Genomic DNA, 17,101 nt, shown 5'->3' with positions numbered 1-17,101 from the left:
ATGCCCAGGGTTTTGCGGCAGAAGTGATGGCCGCCCTTGATGAAGCTGATCCTCCGGACGTCAGGCGTCGGGCGCGGGATTTCAGTGTCGAAAAGGTGGCCGACGCCTACCTGCTCGCGATGGGTGTCGATCCCACGAACGCCGTGGGGAAGGAGCGGTCGTATTAAGATCCTGCACGTCATCACCGGACTTGAGAACGGCGGCGCCGAGGCAGCGCTGTACCGCCTGTGCACGGCCGAGCGCAGGCATTCCCATTTCGTCGTCTCGCTTTCGGGTGACGGAAAATATGGCCCGTTGCTTCGCGCGGCCAAAATACCGCTCGCCTGCCTGGCGATGCCAAAGGGAAGGTTGAGTCTCAAGGGGCTCGCCTCGCTCAGGCGCGTGTTCTCGACCTATCGGCCGGACGTGGTTCAGTGCTGGATGTATCACGCCAACCTCGTCGGAGGCGTCCTGGCGCGGCTTGGCGGCATCAGGCCGGTTCTTTGGGGGATGCACAATTGCGGACTGGATCCGCGGGCGGCCTCCTTTACGACCAGGGCGGTGGACAGGATATGCGCTCTCATATCCGGTATCATCCCGGCTCGGATTGTCAGTTGCTCGCAAAATGCATCGCGGCGCCACATCCATGCAGGATATTCGAGCTCGAACTGGACGATCATACCGAATGGCTACGATCTGGCCGTGTTCGAGCCGGACGACCGGGCGCGCGCACGGCTCCGTCAGGATTGGTCGATAGGTGATGGCCAGTTCGTTATCGGAAATGTCGCTCGCTGGCATCCCGACAAGGACCACCAGAATCTCTTCGCTGCCTTGTCCAGGCTGTCGATGCACAAGAGCTTTCCCTTCAAATGTGTTCTTGCCGGCCCGGGTATGACGGTTGAAAACACTGAACTTGCCGTGCTGTTGGAGCGCTATGATGTTCGCCACAAGGTGAAGCTTCTCGGGCCGAGCGACGACATTGCCGGTTTGATGAATGCATTCGACATTCATGTGCTGGCCTCCAGCAGCGAAGCGTTTCCGAACGTGGTTGCCGAGGCCATGGCATGCGGCACGCCATGCGTGGCAACGGATGTCGGGGACATCGCGATGCTTGTGGGCAACACGGGATTGATCGTTCCGCCGCGGAACCCTGACGCGCTCTCGCGTTCCATCGAGATCATGGCTTCGGAAATCCAGGATGCCCGGTCTTGGGCGAGCAGGCGGCAAGCATGTCGCGACCGCATCGCTGCGGATTTCTCGCTTGAGCGGATGGCGCACTCGTATGGCTTGCTGTGGGAGAAATCGTCCCTGGGTCGCTAAGGGGTGAAAACAATACGAATATTCAGATGGCGATGGAACGAAAGTGAAGCACCTCAAACGAGATTATTTTGTTTCGCCATTTGCGCTCACGCCGCAAATGTTGTTGCTTTTGTCGAGCTTGGTCTACTTTGTGCCATTCGTCACCGGGGGATTTCAGTATGTTGATGTCGGAAGAAGGAAGTATGATTTCATATATAACGCGGGCACTGGATATGCCATTGCGCTTTCTCTTTCTTGCATTGCTGCTGCGATGCTGGTCTTCATGCCAAGGCGACAAGATTTCGAAGTTGAATGCGACGTTCGGGGAGAGTCGATCGTAATAATTGCGATGCTGGTGGTGTTCGGAGGGATTTCGATGGTAAATCCGGCACTTTTTTCGGCCTCAAAGGCCGATGTTTTGTCATCTACCGGGCGGATCCAGTATGTATTTTACAACAGCTGCATCATCGGCGTGGTGTTCGGAGCCCTGTCGGGGTGGAAGAAATCCAGGCTGGTCATCATCTTGAGCTGCCTGGGGCTGGTGCTTACGCTTTATATCGGGCATCGCTCTTCGGTTGCCATCGCGATTTTAGCTTGTTTGTACATAAGATACAGGAACATTTCCCTGCTTTTGATCAGGAAAAGGTACATAATTGGAGGAATTGGCGCATTCTTTTTTCTTGCAGTGTACAAAGCAGTATATGCAGCAATAAAAGCAGGAAATTTTGAACTTGTAGGTCAGAAAATACAGTTCGACCAATTGTCCGATTCCGCTCTCGTGGGGCTGGAGCAGTTCGTGACATTGGCTCACCTGGATCTGGTCGTGAAATATGACTACACCTTGCCGTGCTCGAATCTTTGGCTGGTGCCTCTTTCCCTGTTTCCGTTCTCGGATACGGTCTTTGGCAAGGACGGATGCACCTACAACGAGCAGGTTCAGCCGTTCCTTTTTCCGGGTTACAGTGGTGGCGTCGCTGCAAACATCTGGGCGGAGTTCTATGCCAATTTCGGGTATGCCGGATTTCCGCTGCTCGTCGTCATTCTGTCGCTCGTCTGTGTTGCCGTCGAGGCGATAATCCGCAACGTGCGCAGCGCGGCCCTCAAGGCCGGGCTGATCGTGGCTATCGTCCATCTCACATTCTACATCCAGCGCAAGGAGCTGCTTGGTGCCTTTATCTCCGCCAAGCGAGCCGTTCTCGTTTCGCTTTTCATTTTTGGCTTGGTTTATGTGCATCGGAAGTGTTTTCCGCCGGCCCCTGCCGAGGTGATGCCGCAGGCGGCACGAGCCTTGCGCCGAGACAATGGCTGAGGACGTGACGGCGGTCGCCAAGCCTTCCGGATGGATGCGCGCGCGGCGGGTCGCCCGCGACGTCACGTTTACGACGTCCGCAAGCGGAGTGGCCGCGTTGTGCTCCATCCTTGCACTGGGGCTCAACGCACGGTCGCTGGGACCGGGGAATTTTGGCACACTCGCCGTAATTCAGGCCTATGTGGCGTTTGTTTCCGGCCTCTGCACGTTTGAGAGCTGGCAGCCAGTGATCAGGCTGTGCGCGAGGTCGCCTTTGCGTCTGGGGCCGGCGGCATCTTGCGGAATCGCCCTCGATGTTTCAGCTGCCCTTCTCGCCACGGTCCTGGCGATAGGCGGGACCTTGCTGTTTGGAGAAGCTGTTGGCGTGTCGCGGGATAATCGCCTTCTGGCGATTATCTACAGCCTCACCTTGTTGGCGAGTCTTTCGGGCACGCCGAAAGGTGTGCTTCGGCTGAACGGCCGGTACGACGTCATTGCCGGCAATCAACTCATGCAAGGGGTTGCCGTGGTGGTTGCCTCTCTCGTCCTTTGGATCCTCGATGCCTCATTGCCGGCTTATGTAATCGTGCTGGCAGCGGTCGGCGCATTCTACAACCTCACGCTGTTCGTTCGCATGCTGCTCTATGCCAGGCAGGGGGGCATCGAACTGTTCAACCCGCTTCGCTCCCGGTCCAAACGCCGTTTCTTCTGGGCGTTTCTTGCCATGGCCACGGGGACCAGTCTGCTCTCGACGCTTGTGAGTGCCAGGCGGCATCTCGCATTGTTCCTTGTCGCGGGCCTGCTGGGAGAGGTCGCCGCGGGCTCTTATTCGCTCGCATCGCGCCTGGCGACGATGGTTTCCCGGCTGACCGGTCCCCTGAACCAGGTGATCTTTCCCGAAATCGCGAAACTGTCCAGGCAGGAGCCTCCTTCTCGTCTATACCGCTTGAACGCCCGCATCATCGTGGTTTCGGGATGCGCCGCCGCCGGCATGGCTGTCGGGGGGGTGCTGCTGCAAAACCCCATCGTCCTTCTCTCTGGCGGTTCGGCCTACGCCGAAGCTTCGCTGCTCTTTGCCATTTTGTTCGCGGCCGAATGCTTCGGCCTCGCTGGAATGCATCTCAATCCGTTGATCCAGGTCCTGGCCGGCACGAAGCCGCTTTTGAAAATCACGGCGCTGGCGATCGCCGTCTATGTTCCGCTTTGCCTGGCTTTGTCCGGATGGATCGGAATTTCAGGCATCGCCTGGGCCGGCTTGCTCGTATCGGCGGCGGCCTATGCGGCGATGATAGTGGTTTCGCATCTATTGTTGAAAAAGCGGATCCGCCTGGGAAAGATATCTGAAGGCTGATGTTTTGAGATACCTGTTTTGCCTGCCAAGATACCATACCAATGCGGTACCCTGGGTTCGCATTCTGACTTCGGCGGGGCACCATGTTGCGGTCGACGTGGTCGAAACGAGCGTCACGGAGAATCACGCTCTTGTTTCTCCCAACGTGATGGCTCCATCCGCGCTGTCGCGTATGATCATGCGTCGGCGCTCGAGCAACATTCCGAATTCGCCTTTTTCCTCTCCCGGCGTCTTTTCCTACTGGAAGCGCTTGCGGGCCGAAGACCCCGACATTGTGATTGTTCGCGGTGTGACGCGAAGGTTTTCCAGGGTCGCGGCACTCTGTTCAATCCTGCAAGGGCGCAGACTGGTCATCTACGACCAGGAGGACGCCACGCCTCGGGCATGGAGCGGCACTTGGGTTCGAAGAGCCGTCTTTCAGGGGCTGGGCATTCCGCATTTCACCTCGCGGCTCTCGCCGAATCCTGGCCCGCTCAGGATCGGCGATGCCATATCCCTGCCATTCGGGAGCCCTTTCGAGCCGGCCCGGACTGAAGGCCTGGAAAGCAGGCCATTGCAGTGGCCGCCTCGAATTTTGGTGGTGGCAAAATACCGGGAGCGCAAGGGGCATAGTTTGCTTCTGAGGGCGTTGTCCGCGATTTCATCCATGCCCTTTTCCCTGACATTCTGCGGCGAGGAGGCAACGAATGCCGACACGGCTTTTTGTCAGGCCTTGCGGCGCGAGGCTCAGGCGCTTGGCGTGGCCGACCGGCTTCGGTTTCAGAACAACATTGCCCATGACGACATGATCTCGGTTTTTTCCGGTCATGATCTCTTGATATTGCCATCGCGGGCTGAACCCGCGGCGGTGTCTCCCATCGAGGCGGCCTGGGCAGGATGTGCCGTGCTGATGTCGCGAGACAGCGGCACGAGGCACTACATGCCCCAGGGGGCCGATTTCGATTTCAACCCCGACGATCCGCAAGACATCGCACGCGCGATCGCGGGGCTGATCGCCCGGCCCGGGGATTTGAGGCTTGCCAGGGACGCCTGCTTCGCCCGCATATCATCGCTCGCCAACGAGGACGAAATCTTGCGGCTGTTCGAGACCTTTGGGCCGGGCAGGGCACGATTGCATACGCGACGGTGAGCGGATCCGAAAGGCGGGGGGACGATGCTTGAAACCGGAAGAAAGATAGTCATCTCGATCAACACGTCCTGGAATGTCGTCAATTTCCGCAAAGGCCTCATCGAGGCGCTGCAAGGTCAGGGCTATGAGATAGTGATTGCAGCGCCCAGGGATGAGTATTCACGCCTGATCCCGCCGATGGGTTGCCGGTATGTCGAAATCGAGATGGATAATTCCGGCACCTCGCCGTTTCGCGACATGGTGCTTCTGTGGCGTTACTGGCGCCTGCTTCGCCGCGAGAGGCCGCTGGCGTTTGTCGGCTTCACCATCAAGCCCAACGTGTTCGGATCGCTGGCGGCAAACCTCAATGGCATCCCGGTCATAAACAATGTTTCAGGGCTCGGCACGGCTTTCGTCCGTGGCGGCCTTCTCCAGAAAATTGCCAAGGTTCTATACCGGCTGGCGCTGGCCCGTTCGAAAATGGTCTTCTTTCAGAATGACGACGACAGGATGCTGTTCCTCGGCGAGCGCCTGGTCCGCGAGGAGCAGACCGCGCTGCTGCCGGGCTCCGGAGTCGATCTTCTTCGCTTCTCTCCGGCGCCCCGCCGGAGCCAATCGTCCGGCGCGATCGTCTTTCTGCTGGTGGCCAGGCTTCTCTGGGACAAGGGCGTGGGCGAGTTCGTCCAGGCCGCTCGTCAGATGCGCCGCGACATGCCCGGCGCGCGCTTCCAGCTTCTTGGATTCCTCGATGTCGAGAACCGCACGGCCGTCAGCCGTGCGCAGGTCGAGCGATGGGCAGGCGAGGGCTTGGTCGAGTATCTCGGAACCACCGACGATGTCCGTCCCTTCCTGGGTGCTGCCGATTGCGTCGTCTTGCCCTCCTACAGGGAAGGAACGCCGCGCTCGCTGCTGGAAGCAGCCGCGATGGGCAAGCCGCTGATCGCGTCAGATGTGCCCGGCTGCAGGGAGGTGGTGGACCACGGCGTCAACGGCTTGCTGTGCAGGGTGAAAGACGCGGGCGACCTGGCGAGCAAGATGCTCGAATTCGCGACGATGGATGCCGCATCCAGGGACAGGATGGGAACGGAGAGCCGAAACAAAGCCGAGCGGCAGTTTTCGGAACGGATCGTCATCGAGAGCTACATGAAGCAGATAGGGAAGCTCAATGCCTCGCCATGCGATGAACCGGGCCGGCGTGTAGTTGAACGCGGTTGAAGTTCGAGCGGCGCTAAGCTTGTCTTGCTGCATTGCAGATCGGGAGTCGGCTTTCGAGGGTGCTCGGCTTTGATCAAGTTGGCTCGGTGTAATCAGGATGAAACGGGAATCGTAACTTCTCTTTGGAGGACCAGACATCCATCGCCGACAGCTCGGGATTATTTATACGTAATTGCTAAAATGACGTGTTGTTCAGGTCAAACTTCTCCGCATCGTGCGACACGGGTTGGAATTGTGGCAAAAAAATGTTAGGCGCTGATGTCACACCTTTTGATCTGGCATATCCTGGACGATTTGAAGGAAAAGCGAAGCAGATGAATGTCATCATTAGAACCGCAGTGAGCGCGTTGGTTGCCTCGAGTGGTTTCACTTCGGTTTCATCTTTCGCCCAGGATGTATCCTGCAGCTGCGCTGCCGCCTATCGCGGCCCGGCGAGTGCGATTGGATCCATTCGTTCCGCCGATGGCGACGTGATGGTGTCGCAGTCGGTCGGCTATGGTCCTGCAAAGGCGGGGAACACTCTCGGTCTCGGCAGTCGGGTGGTAGTCGGTGCCAAGGGTTCGGCATCCGTGCTTGTTGGGGGCTGCAACATGAATGTACCGGCGAATTCCAGTCTGGATGTTTCACGCGTGGGTGGCAACATCTGTCTGAAACTCGTGGATTCGGAGCGGACGGCGGCCATCCAGCGGTCCGGCGGCACAAGTGGGTTTGGCCTGCCCGAAGGGATTTTCGTCGGTGCGCTTGTCACCAGCGGTGTGTTGGCGGCGACGCAGGATGACGACACAGCGGTCAGTCGTTGAGGGGCGGATCACCGTGAATGCTGGTGAGTTCTTTGAGCGTTGTTGATCGAAGGGGTGCGTAAGCGATTCGCTCCGGGGGCGGGTCGTTGGTTCGAATGGGGGTAGAAATGACCGAGCGTCATCGGGTTGGGGTTGTTTTAGCTTTTGTCACGCTCGCCGGGGGAGGTGCCTTGTTTGCAGCGTTCGATGCTGTTGCCCAGTCGGCACAGACATGTTCGTGCCTGGCCGCTGCGCCCGTGTCTGGCATTGTCGGCCAGTTCACCCAAGTCCAGGGTGATGTGCAGATGTCGCAGGCCGGCGGTTACGCCGGGGTGGGCGCGGGAGCGCCGATCTATCCACTCGCGCGCATCATGACCGGGCCGCAAGCATCGGCTTCCTTGGCTGTCGGCGCCAATTGCGCGCTTGATGTTCCGGCCAACGCGACCGTCAGCATCGATCCGGTGCAAGGCGGTATGTGCGTCTCGCTTGATGCGCAGCAGGCTGCTACCGGACCTGCCAATTCCGGACCTGGCATTTTGCCGGTGCTGTTGGGCGCCGGCGCGGTTGGTGGCGCCGCAGCACTGGCTATTGGACTACAGGATGACGACGACGCAGTCAGCCGCTAGCCAGGGTCTGGTCTCGCCGGTTTGCGCACGCTCGGGCGTGATGGTGCAGAACCAGTTGCTCACGCCATCGGAAAAACGAGCGAAGAAGCCGGGAGCCAGCTGTGCGGGCCATTTCGATGGGCTGCCCAAGCTGTTCAAAGTGGGGCTCTGTGATGGGCATTCTCGATCTTGAGGGAAGTGGCGCGGGGATGCCGGCACTGCTTGTATTGCTCGCCCTCTCTGCTTGCGCGAGCAGTTCATCATCGTCCACGAGCTCTGTCGATGCGCTGCAGCCGACATCGTCCTCAACGGCGCTTGCCGGGGGCGGCGCGCTACGGATGGTGAAGGATCTGCCGGCACCGCAGAATACACAAAACGGCAGCGAGCAGCCGCTGTCTGCCAACGATGTACTCGAAGTCAGCGTATTCCAGGTCGACAACCTGAACAGGACGGTTCAGGTGGATGCCGGCGGCCAGATTTCCCTTCCGCTTATCGGGACGATGACAGCGGCCGGCAAGACGGTCCGCCAGCTCGAAAAGGATATCGAGACCGCCTATGGCGCAAAATATCTGCAGTCGCCGGATGTGACGATTTTCGTCAAGGAATCGATAGGCCAGCGCATCACGGTCGACGGCGAGGTCAACAGGGCCGGCATCTACCCGGTGTCCAGCAGCGCCTCCTTGCTGGATGCGATCGCCCTTGCCGGAGGCTTCAACGCCATCGGCGATGCCGGCAAGGTCTTCGTCTACCGCAATGTCGGTCAAAACAAGCTGGTGGCAAACTACAATGTCGAGGAAATCCGCGCCGGCAAGAATCGCAACCCGCGCATCTATGGCGGCGACGTGGTCGTGGTTTTCGCTTCGAAGTCGAAAATCGCAATGAACAATTTGAAGGACGCCCTGGGCCTCGCATCGAGCGCGGCCCGAATTGCGGTCATTCCGTAAGGGAGGGCCTGGCCGGCCAGGATAAGGACAACCAGGATCACCTCGCGCATGCTCGATCGCAACAGGCAGTCCCAAATCGCCGGTCCTCGACATGGCCAGGCTTTGTCCGCGGACCTCTATTATGACGGGGCGCAGAATTATAGTCCTTACGGTCGAGACTATGCCGCTCGCGACGAGAGGTTCAATCCGCTCAAGCTGCTTTTCTATGTTGTGCAATACCGCTGGTTGATCGTCATGATGGCGGTGGCTGGCCTAGTTGCCGGTATCATAGTGACAATGATGCAGACGCCGAAATATCAGGCAACGACGCAGCTGGAAGTCCTGGTCCCTTCGGCAAAGGTTTTTCAGGACATCGAAGTGGTTTCCGAAAACAGCGACTTACGCGCGTTTCTGACCGCTCGCGAGAAACTGAAGAGCCGGGCGCTGGCCCAGCGCGTCGTGTTTCAGCTGGGGCTCTCCGAAAAACCGGATTTCCTGTTCCCAACCCCGAGCTTCTCGCTCAGCAACATCTTCTACCGTGCATTTGGAATTTCCAAATCGCCTTCGATCCAGGAAAAGACCCCCGAAGAGCGAGAGGCAATGGCGATCAAGCGCGTTCTGAAGGATCTGACGGTCAACCTTGTGACCAACACCAGCTTGCTGTCGATCACCTTCGTCGACCAGAAGCCAAGATACGCAAGTGACGTCGCCAACCAGGTAGCGCAGAGTTTTATCGATCAACGTCTCGACCAGACCAGCGAGACGTCCGATCTGGCGAGACAGTTCATCCAGGAACAGGTCCTGCAGGTCAAGCAGAAGCTGCAGAAGTCCGAGGAGGAGCTGGTCACCTATGCGAAGGATGCCGGCATCACCGTCACCGGCGACGACAAATCGCTGATCGGATCGAATATCGAGGCGCTGAACACAGCGCTCGCGACCGCTATTCAGGATCGTCTTGATGCCGGTCGCGTCGTGGACCAGATAGACAAGGGCCGGGGCTCCAGCCTGTCGCCGGTTCTGGAGAGTGATGGCTTACAAAAACTCAGCGAAAAACTCGCGGACCTCAAGAGCCAATATCAGCAGAAACTGAGCATTCTGAAGCCTGGCTTTCCGGAGATGCAGCAACTCCAGTCGCAGATCAAGGAGCTGACGCGGCTCTATAACAACGGCGTCCTGACGATAACCGATTCGCTGCGCCTGAAGTACCAGGAAGCGCAGAACAAGGAAGCCGACCTCAAATCCAAGCTCGCCGAGATGGAAAAGCAGCAGGTTGTCTTCAATGACAAGAATATAAAATATACCATCCTCAAGCGCGAGGTCGATTCCAACCGGTCGCAATATGACAGCCTCATCACCAAGCTGAATGAAGTAGGCGTCAGCTCCGAACTCAAGACGCAAAGCGCAGCCATTGTCGATTTCGCGACCCTGCCCGTAAGTCCCTATTCTCCGCGCCTGATCATCAATCTGGCGATCGCGCTAGCGCTGTTCATGGCCCTCACTGCATCGATCATCTACATCATCGAGTTGCTGAACAACACCTTCACCAATCCCGAGCAGGTCGAAAGGGAGCTGGGGCTGGCCATGCTCGGCATCCTGCCGCTCGTCGATGACCGCGAACTGACGGCCAGCATCGCCGACCAGAAGTCCGGGCTATCGGAAGCTTATCGTTCGCTGCGAACGTCGCTGCAATTCTCCGGCGCGGAGGGCGCGCCGCGTTCGCTGCTGGTGACCAGCTCCGAGCCTTCCGAAGGCAAGTCGACGACCTCGTTCAAGCTCGGTCAGGATTTCGCCGCCCTCGGTGCGAAGGTCTTGCTTATCGACGGCGACCTGCGCAAACCGAATCTTCATCGGCTGTTCGGTCTCGACAACGCGATCGGGTTGAGCAATCTCCTGACGAATACCGTGCGCAAGGAAGATGTGGCGGGCATATTCAGGACGACCAAATATCCCAACGTGACCGTGCTGACGTCCGGAACGATCCCGCCCAACCCTGCGGATCTGCTTTCATCGCCGAAGATGGCGCTGATCGTCACCAATCTCGGCAAGCGCTTCGATCTCGTCATCGTCGACGCTCCGCCGATCGTCGGCCTGTCCGATGCGCCCATTCTCAGCCGGCTCGCCGAGGGCACGCTGGTGGTCATTTCCACCAACCAGGTGACGCGCAAGGCGGCCAAGACGGCGCTGAAACGCCTGCGCGCAGCCGGAGCGAACGTGATCGGGGCGGCAATGTCGAAATTCGCGGTGAACAAGTTCGACTACAACTACGCCTATAAATACATGAACTACCAATATTACGAACATGGCGCGGGCACGCCGAAGATTGAGGGCAAAGTCGATGACGGAGCAGGCCAGCCCGCTCATGCAAAATCTCCTGCGTTCAAGCGTTTGGTTCGTCGCCTCCGTTCTGGTGTTGATGGCTTCGTCGATCGGGCTAAGTCGGCTCCTTGAGGAGGGAACGCCGAGCGTGTCTCTGGCACTGGACCCGCTGAACGCAGATGCCTTGATAGACGAAATTGCCGGCGAGCTGAACAAAACGAGCGCCGATCTCAGCGCCCTGGCCGCCAAGGCCAAGAACGCACTTCGCTTCAATGTCGCGGACGCCCGTCTCTACAGCCTGATCGGCGAGATCAGATATCGGCAAGGCGAACAGGCCCAGGCTTTCGAACTTTTCGACCAGGCGCGAAAACTGTCCAAGACTGAAATCCATGCGCTGCAAAGGTCCATCGATCGCTCGATCGCGGCAGGCGATCTGGCGAGGGCCGTGGGCGAGATCGACACCTTGCTGCGCCGGTGGCCAGACCAGTTTTCGGCCATCGCCCCAGGCTGGCCTGCCATCCTTTCCAATTCCAACGGCTATCAGGCCGTGCTGGCAGCCCTGGAGGCAGAGGCGCCGTGGCGTGGTAAGCTTTTTCTCGCCCTTGGCCGGAACCCGCAAAGCCTGGGACCTGCAAACCAGCTCCTGCTCGATCTCGGGCGCACGGGTGCGCCGCCGACCTCCAGCGAATTGTCCGCCGTTATCACCGGTTACATCAAGCAGAAGGACTATGGCCCGGCCTATCGGCTGTTTCTTTTCAGCCTGTCCGATCAGGAGCGTAAGCTGGGCGGCTATATCTTCAATGGCGGCTTCGAGCCGCTCTACAGCGGCAAGCCGTTCGACTGGGTGATACACGACCGATCTGGGCTGGAGATCACCTTTGCCGGATCGCAAGGCGCGGATGAAAGTGAAAGCGACAGCGGGGCGACGGTTCGATTTCTAAACACGCCGGTCAAGAACGCCGCGCTTCAGCAATATGTCGAATTGCCCCCCGGTTCTTACCGGATGTCCATGACCGCGTCCGCGACAAATCTCAAACTGCCAAAGCAGCTGTTCTGGTCCGTCAGATGCGCGGACCCGTCAAGCGAGATAGCGCGCTTCAACATACCGGAAGGCACATTCAACCGGCGAAGCCTGAGCCTGGATTTCACCGTCGGACCGGCTGCGTGTCCGATACAATTGCTGAGGCTGGAAACAGCCGCAATTGCCGAGAGCTGGCGGTTTCGATACGTCGGCACGCTGGTCATGCACAGATTGAGCATCGAAAGGGTCCCGTCGTGAGAGCACGGTCACGGCAGCCCGGGCAGTGGGACAAATACCTGCTTGGGTCGGTTCTTTTCCTGTCACTGCTGATTGGCGGCGGCACCGCGAGCGGTCTCTACACCGAAACGCTGATCGAGATCGCGGCGATTCTCTCGGCCGCGGCCATCCTGTCGCGGCGCAGCGGACAAACAATTCCCCTGGCGATCTTGTGGCTGATTGCTCTCGGCCTGGCCGTGTTCTGCTTCCAGATCGTTCCGCTGCCCGCGGCCTTGCTGGATGGGTTGCGGCCTGAGGTGCTGCTTGCCAAAACCTGGATGGATGGTGAAACGCAATCGCGCTTCGTCAGCGTCGGCGTCGGGCGCACGATCGAGTGCATGTTGTATTTCGCCGCCGCCGCGGCATTTTTCCTCGGCGTCACCCGCCTGCGCGCCGAGCAGGTCTACGGCCTTGTTCCATTCTTTTTCATGGGCGTCATCTGCAACGGCCTGGCCGCGGCGATCCAGTATTCGCTCTCCGATACGGTCGCCATAGAAGGATTGCTGCCGTTTACGATCAATGCGGGCCTGTTTGCCAATCAAAATCACTTTTCGGCCTTGCTCTTCGTCTCCATCCCATTCGTGGTCTATTATGGCTTGTTCCGTGGACATCTTCTGTCCGGATCGCTTGGGCTGACGATGCTCTTGCTGCTTCTTCTGGCAGCCGGCTCGCGCGCCGGCATTCTGATCGGACTGGCGATTACCGCGATATCCGTTGTCTTCCTGTCCGCTCGCTCAAGGGCGGGCGGATATGGTATTCTTGCGGTTTTCATCGGTCTTTCCGTCTACACGATCGGCGCATGGGCGAAGATCGACGCGAAAGCGGTCGACCCGGCTTTCGGCAGGGCGGAGTTTGCCCGCACCACGATCGAAGGGATTAAAGAGAACTGGGTGACCGGCGTTGGTTTCGGCAGTTTTCCGAAAGTCTATCAAATTTACGAAAAGGGAGAGATGATTTTCAGAACTTATGTAAATCATGCCCACAACGACTACCTCGAATTGGCACTTGAGGGCGGCATACCGGGCGTTTTGTTAATGATTGTGTATGCCATATTGCTTTTCGCCTCGTCGGTCCGGATTCGCCGGGAGCCGTTACAGAAGGCTGCATTTCTTTCGGTGTCGTTTTTGCTCGTTCACTCTCTTGTCGACTATCCCTTGCGAACCGCAGCACTCGCGATGACGTTCGCCTATTTGAATGCGATCGTCTTTCACAAGGGTTTTGCCGAGCGGCTGAACCAAAGGCGCGAGATGGGCGAGATAGGCCATCACGATGAAGACAATCTGCTTGTCCCGGCCAGGACCTCGGGCCCGGCAAGGCAAGGGCGGTTGGCCGGGGCCGGGGACACTCGCTCGGCGCCTTCGTCGGGCACCAGATTGACAAGCCACGGCATGAAACCTAAGCACGGGCGGCTTGTGTCAGGGGAGGGGACTTAGGCATGTCAAGGAGAGTTTCTTGAAAGGAATTATCCTTGCTGGAGGCAGTGGAACGCGCCTTTATCCGCTAACGTTAGCGGTCTCCAAGCAAATACTCCCGGTATACGACAAGCCGATGATCTATTACCCGCTGAGCGTTTTGATGCTTGCGGGGATTCGAGAGATTCTGGTCATTTCCACGCCGCGGGACCTGCCGGTTTTCCGCGAGCTGTTGGGCGATGGATCGGAATTCGGGCTTGAGTTGTCCTACGCCGAGCAGCCGCAGCCCAACGGGCTTGCCGAAGCCTTCATTATCGGCCGTGACTTCATCGGCGCGGACAGCGTGTCGATGATACTGGGCGACAACATTTATTTTGGCGACGGATTGTCCAAGCTTTGCCGCACCGCGGCATCGCGCGAAAGCGGCGCTTCGGTGTTCGCCTACCATGTCGAGGATCCGGAGCGCTATGGCGTGGTGTCCTTCGACAAGACCACTGGAACCGCGCTCACGATTGAGGAAAAACCACAGAAGCCGAAATCCAACTGGGCCGTCACCGGCCTTTATTTCTACGACAACGAGGTTGTCGACATCGCCTCAAGGATTCGGCCCTCGGCTCGAGGCGAGCTCGAAATCACGGCGGTCAACAATGCCTATCTCGAGCGTGGCCAGTTGCAGGTGCATAGGTTGGGGCGCGGCTACGCCTGGCTCGATACCGGCACCCATGACAGCCTGGACGATGCTTCTTCGTTCGTGCGTACAATCGAACGTCGCCAAGGCATCAAGGTCGCCTGTCCGGAGGAAATCGCCTTCGAGCAGGGCTGGCTCCGGGCTGAGGAGGTGTTGCAGCGCGCAACCCGATTGGGAAAAAATGAATATGCCGCCTATCTGCGCCGCCGGGTGGTCGAGTTGTCGGAGGACTAGATGCTGGAAGTGAGACCCCTTGGCATCGAAGGTCTGCTCGAAATCATTCCGAAGCGGCACGGCGACGCCCGTGGCTACTTCACCGAAACCTGGAACGCCGCACGCTTCGCCGAGGCCGGCCTCGAACTCGCCTTCGTCCAGGACAATCACTCCTATTCCGCCGCGGCCGGTGTCGTCAGGGGGCTGCACTATCAGTTGCCGCCCCGTGCCCAGGACAAGCTGCTGCGCGTTGTCAGAGGCAGTGTCCTTGATGTCGCCGTCGATATCCGCCGCTCCTCGCCGACATTCGGAAAATGGGTTGCCCTCGAGGTCTCGGCCGAGAAGGGCAACCAGATCCTGGTGCCCAAGGGCTTCGCCCACGGCTTCATGACGCTCGTGCCCGATACCGAGGTACTGTACAAGGTGACCGACACCTATTCGCCCGAACACGACCGCTCGATCCGTTTCGACGACCCCGCCATCGGCATCGAATGGCCGCCGCCGGCTGGCGGCTTCCAGCTTTCTGACAAGGACCTCAAGGCGCCGCTGCTCGCCGCCGCCGAGGTGTTTGCCTGATGAACATTGCCAGATGCCAAGGGATAGCGGCATGAATTTTCTGGTGACGGGTGGGGCCGGCTTCATCGGTTCGGCGGTGTGCCGGCATCTGTGCGCCAACCCGGCCTACCGGGTGACCAATCTCGACAAGCTGACCTATGCCGGCAACCTGGCCTCGCTGCGGCCGATCGAAAATGCACACAATTACAGCTTCGCCCATGCCGACATCTGCGACGAGAGGGCGGTGCTCGACATATTGCGCCGCGACGATATCGACATCGTCATGAACCTCGCCGCCGAGAGCCATGTCGACCGCTCGATCGATGGGCCGGGCGCCTTCATCGAGACCAACATCGTCGGCACCTACCGGATCCTCAATGCAGCGCTGGAATACTGGCGCGGCCTGTCCGACCACAGGAAGGGCCGTTTCCGCTTCCATCACGTCTCGACCGACGAGGTGTTCGGTGACCTGCCCTTCGATGGCGGCATGTTCGTGGAAGAGACGCCTTACGCGCCTTCTTCGCCCTATTCCGCCTCCAAGGCGGCCTCCGACCATCTGGTGCGCGCCTGGCATGAGACCTATGGCCTGCCGGTGGTGCTGTCCAATTGTTCGAACAATTACGGGCCCTACCATTTTCCCGAAAAGCTGATCCCGCTCGTCATCCTCAACGCGCTCGACGAGAAGCCGCTGCCGGTCTACGGCGTCGGCGCCAATGTGCGCGACTGGCTGTTCGTCGAGGATCACGCGCGTGCCCTGGAACTCGTCGCTACGAAAGGGCAGCCGGGTGAGAGCTACAATGTCGGCGGCAATTCGGAACGCACCAATCTGGGTGTCGTCGAGACGATCTGCGATCTGCTCGACGCCAGGCGCCCCCGCGCCGGCGGCAAAAGCTATCGCGGCCTGATCTCTTTCGTAACCGACCGCCCCGGCCATGATCGCCGCTACGCCATCGACGCCTCGAAGATCGGCCGCGAGCTCGGCTGGGCGCCGAGGGAGAATTTCGACAGCGGCCTGGCAAGGACGGTCGACTGGTACCTGGACAACAAATGGTGGTGGGGACCGATCCGCGAACAGCGCTATGCCGGCGAAAGACTGGGCGGAGCGCGCAAGGAGGCGGTGTGAGGCTCGTTGTCACCGGACGCGAGGGGCAGGTCGCGGCAAGCCTTCTGGAGGCTGGGCGCGGGCGCGAAGACGTCGAGGTCGTCGCCATCGGCCGGCCGCAACTCGACCTCGCGCGGCCCGGGACCGTGATCGAGGCCATCACCGCCGCCAAGCCCGACATCGTCGTGTCGGCCGCCGCCTACACGGCGGTGGACCAGGCCGAGGACGAACCCGAGCTCGCCTTTGCGGTGAACGCCGCCGGCGCCGGCGAGGTGGCGCAGGCGGCGGCTCGGCTCGGCGTGCCCGTCATCCATCTGTCGACCGACTATGTCTTCGACGGCACCAAGGACGGTCCCTATCTGGAAACCGACGCGACCGCGCCGATTGGCGTCTACGGCGCCTCCAAACTTGCCGGCGAAGAGGCCGTGGCATCAGCCAATCCGCGCCACCTCATCCTGCGAACTGCCTGGGTCTACAGCCCGTTCGGCAAGAATTTCGTCAAGACCATGCTGAGGTTGGCCGGCGATCGCGACGAGATACCGGTCGTGGCCGACCAATGGGGAAATCCCACTTCCGCGCTTGATATCGCCGACGCGATCCTGCATGCGGCAGCACGGCTGCACCGCAACGAGGATTTCGCTGCGTGGGGCATCTATCATCTGGCCGGCACGGGCGAGACCAACTGGAGCGGCTTCGCCCGCTATATCCTGGACACAAGCGGTGGGCTCGGTGGCCCCTCCGCGCGGGTGCGCGATATTGCTGCGAAGGACTATCCGACCAAGGCGCGCCGCCCCGCCAATTCACGGCTGTCGAGCGCGAAGTTCGCCTCCGTGTTTGGATGGAGTGCGCCGGTACTGCAGAAGTCAGCGCGAGAGGTGATCCGTCGTCTCCTGAGCAGGTGACCTGACGGGCTTTGACTGCATCAACAACCAGCAACCGGCGGGGGATTCACCGGCTGCCGCAGCGCGAAG

The 17,101-nt window shown here is 59.6% G+C and carries 15 protein-coding genes; all 15 read left to right on the top strand.

The genetic code is table 11. The annotated features are described in order from the left end of the window. Nucleotides 1-39: 39 nt before the first annotated feature. The 15 genes from LB533_RS05180 (at nucleotide 40) to rfbD (ending at nucleotide 17,032) form a co-directional block, all read left to right on the top strand. Nucleotides 40-1,299 (top strand): glycosyltransferase family 4 protein, encoded by a 1,260-nt coding sequence (locus tag LB533_RS05180; protein WP_140638692.1) that lies wholly within the window; start codon nucleotides 40-42, stop codon nucleotides 1,297-1,299. A gap of 43 nt (nucleotides 1,300-1,342) precedes the next feature. Further along, entirely contained in the window at nucleotides 1,343-2,587 is a 1,245-nt protein-coding gene (locus tag LB533_RS05175; protein ID WP_140638693.1) for an O-antigen polymerase, read from the top strand. Next, complete coding sequence (locus LB533_RS05170) at nucleotides 2,580-3,917, top strand: lipopolysaccharide biosynthesis protein (protein WP_224676823.1); 1,338 nt, start codon at nucleotides 2,580-2,582, stop codon at nucleotides 3,915-3,917. The genes LB533_RS05175 and LB533_RS05170 overlap by 8 nt, the downstream gene beginning before the upstream one ends. Nucleotides 3,918-4,065: 148 nt before the next feature. Continuing rightward, nucleotides 4,066-5,046 (top strand): glycosyltransferase family 4 protein, encoded by a 981-nt coding sequence (locus LB533_RS05165; RefSeq protein ID WP_318012492.1) that lies wholly within the window; start codon nucleotides 4,066-4,068, stop codon nucleotides 5,044-5,046. A 24-nt stretch (nucleotides 5,047-5,070) separates the two neighbouring features. After that, nucleotides 5,071-6,240, top strand: coding sequence for a glycosyltransferase family 4 protein (locus LB533_RS05160; RefSeq protein WP_224676821.1), 1,170 nt, complete (start codon nucleotides 5,071-5,073; stop codon nucleotides 6,238-6,240). A gap of 314 nt (nucleotides 6,241-6,554) precedes the next feature. Then, nucleotides 6,555-7,040, top strand: coding sequence for a hypothetical protein (locus LB533_RS05155; RefSeq protein ID WP_224676820.1), 486 nt, complete (start codon nucleotides 6,555-6,557; stop codon nucleotides 7,038-7,040). Nucleotides 7,041-7,147: 107 nt separating this feature from the next. Continuing rightward, nucleotides 7,148-7,645, top strand: coding sequence for a hypothetical protein (locus tag LB533_RS05150; protein WP_224676819.1), 498 nt, complete (start codon nucleotides 7,148-7,150; stop codon nucleotides 7,643-7,645). A 317-nt stretch (nucleotides 7,646-7,962) separates the two neighbouring features. Beyond that, the gene (locus LB533_RS05145) at nucleotides 7,963-8,568 is read left to right on the top strand and encodes a polysaccharide biosynthesis/export family protein (RefSeq protein WP_224676818.1); all 606 of its coding nucleotides are present in this window, start codon (nucleotides 7,963-7,965) and stop codon (nucleotides 8,566-8,568) included. Nucleotides 8,569-8,616: 48 nt separating this feature from the next. Then, on the top strand, nucleotides 8,617-10,995 hold the full coding sequence (locus tag LB533_RS05140) for a GumC family protein (protein ID WP_224676817.1): 2,379 nt from the start codon (nucleotides 8,617-8,619) through the stop codon (nucleotides 10,993-10,995). Between the two features lie 16 nt (nucleotides 10,996-11,011). Next, nucleotides 11,012-12,142 (top strand): tetratricopeptide repeat protein, encoded by a 1,131-nt coding sequence (locus LB533_RS05135; protein WP_224676816.1) that lies wholly within the window; start codon nucleotides 11,012-11,014, stop codon nucleotides 12,140-12,142. Beyond that, nucleotides 12,139-13,593 carry an O-antigen ligase family protein gene (locus tag LB533_RS05130; RefSeq protein ID WP_224676815.1) on the top strand — a complete coding sequence of 485 codons (1,455 nt, stop codon included), beginning with the start codon at nucleotides 12,139-12,141 and terminating at the stop codon, nucleotides 13,591-13,593. The genes LB533_RS05135 and LB533_RS05130 overlap by 4 nt, the downstream gene beginning before the upstream one ends. Nucleotides 13,594-13,612: 19 nt before the next feature. Beyond that, nucleotides 13,613-14,494, top strand: a complete 882-nt coding sequence (rfbA, locus tag LB533_RS05125; RefSeq protein ID WP_140638700.1) for a glucose-1-phosphate thymidylyltransferase RfbA — start codon at nucleotides 13,613-13,615, stop codon at nucleotides 14,492-14,494. Continuing rightward, entirely contained in the window at nucleotides 14,495-15,049 is a 555-nt protein-coding gene (rfbC, locus tag LB533_RS05120) for a dTDP-4-dehydrorhamnose 3,5-epimerase (RefSeq protein WP_140550994.1), read from the top strand. A 31-nt stretch (nucleotides 15,050-15,080) separates the two neighbouring features. Continuing rightward, nucleotides 15,081-16,151 carry a dTDP-glucose 4,6-dehydratase gene (gene rfbB, locus LB533_RS05115; RefSeq protein ID WP_224676814.1) on the top strand — a complete coding sequence of 357 codons (1,071 nt, stop codon included), beginning with the start codon at nucleotides 15,081-15,083 and terminating at the stop codon, nucleotides 16,149-16,151. Continuing rightward, on the top strand, nucleotides 16,148-17,032 hold the full coding sequence (gene rfbD / locus LB533_RS05110) for a dTDP-4-dehydrorhamnose reductase (RefSeq protein ID WP_224676813.1): 885 nt from the start codon (nucleotides 16,148-16,150) through the stop codon (nucleotides 17,030-17,032). The genes rfbB and rfbD overlap by 4 nt, the downstream gene beginning before the upstream one ends. The last annotated feature ends 69 nt before the right edge of the window (nucleotides 17,033-17,101 follow it).

The organism is Mesorhizobium sp. BR1-1-13 (genome assembly GCF_020165515.1).
Classification (GTDB): Bacteria; Pseudomonadota; Alphaproteobacteria; order Rhizobiales; family Rhizobiaceae; genus Mesorhizobium.
This window is presented reverse-complemented; position numbering and strand designations above follow the sequence as displayed.

What these genes read in the sequence shown, in the direction of transcription:
- LB533_RS05180 (WP_140638692.1), top strand. Translation starts at nt 40, where the DNA reads ATGAAGCTGATCCTCCGGACGTCAGGCGTCGGGCGCGGGATTTCAGTG.
- LB533_RS05170 (WP_224676823.1), top strand. Translation starts at nt 2,580, where the DNA reads ATGGCTGAGGACGTGACGGCGGTCGCCAAGCCTTCCGGATGGATGCGC.
- LB533_RS05165 (WP_318012492.1), top strand. Translation starts at nt 4,066, where the DNA reads ATGGCTCCATCCGCGCTGTCGCGTATGATCATGCGTCGGCGCTCGAGC.
- LB533_RS05160 (WP_224676821.1), top strand. Translation starts at nt 5,071, where the DNA reads ATGCTTGAAACCGGAAGAAAGATAGTCATCTCGATCAACACGTCCTGG.
- LB533_RS05155 (WP_224676820.1), top strand. Translation starts at nt 6,555, where the DNA reads ATGAATGTCATCATTAGAACCGCAGTGAGCGCGTTGGTTGCCTCGAGT.
- LB533_RS05150 (WP_224676819.1), top strand. Translation starts at nt 7,148, where the DNA reads ATGACCGAGCGTCATCGGGTTGGGGTTGTTTTAGCTTTTGTCACGCTC.
- LB533_RS05145 (WP_224676818.1), top strand. Translation starts at nt 7,963, where the DNA reads ATGGTGAAGGATCTGCCGGCACCGCAGAATACACAAAACGGCAGCGAG.
- LB533_RS05140 (WP_224676817.1), top strand. Translation starts at nt 8,617, where the DNA reads ATGCTCGATCGCAACAGGCAGTCCCAAATCGCCGGTCCTCGACATGGC.
- rfbC (WP_140550994.1), top strand. Translation starts at nt 14,495, where the DNA reads ATGCTGGAAGTGAGACCCCTTGGCATCGAAGGTCTGCTCGAAATCATT.
- rfbB (WP_224676814.1), top strand. Translation starts at nt 15,081, where the DNA reads ATGAATTTTCTGGTGACGGGTGGGGCCGGCTTCATCGGTTCGGCGGTG.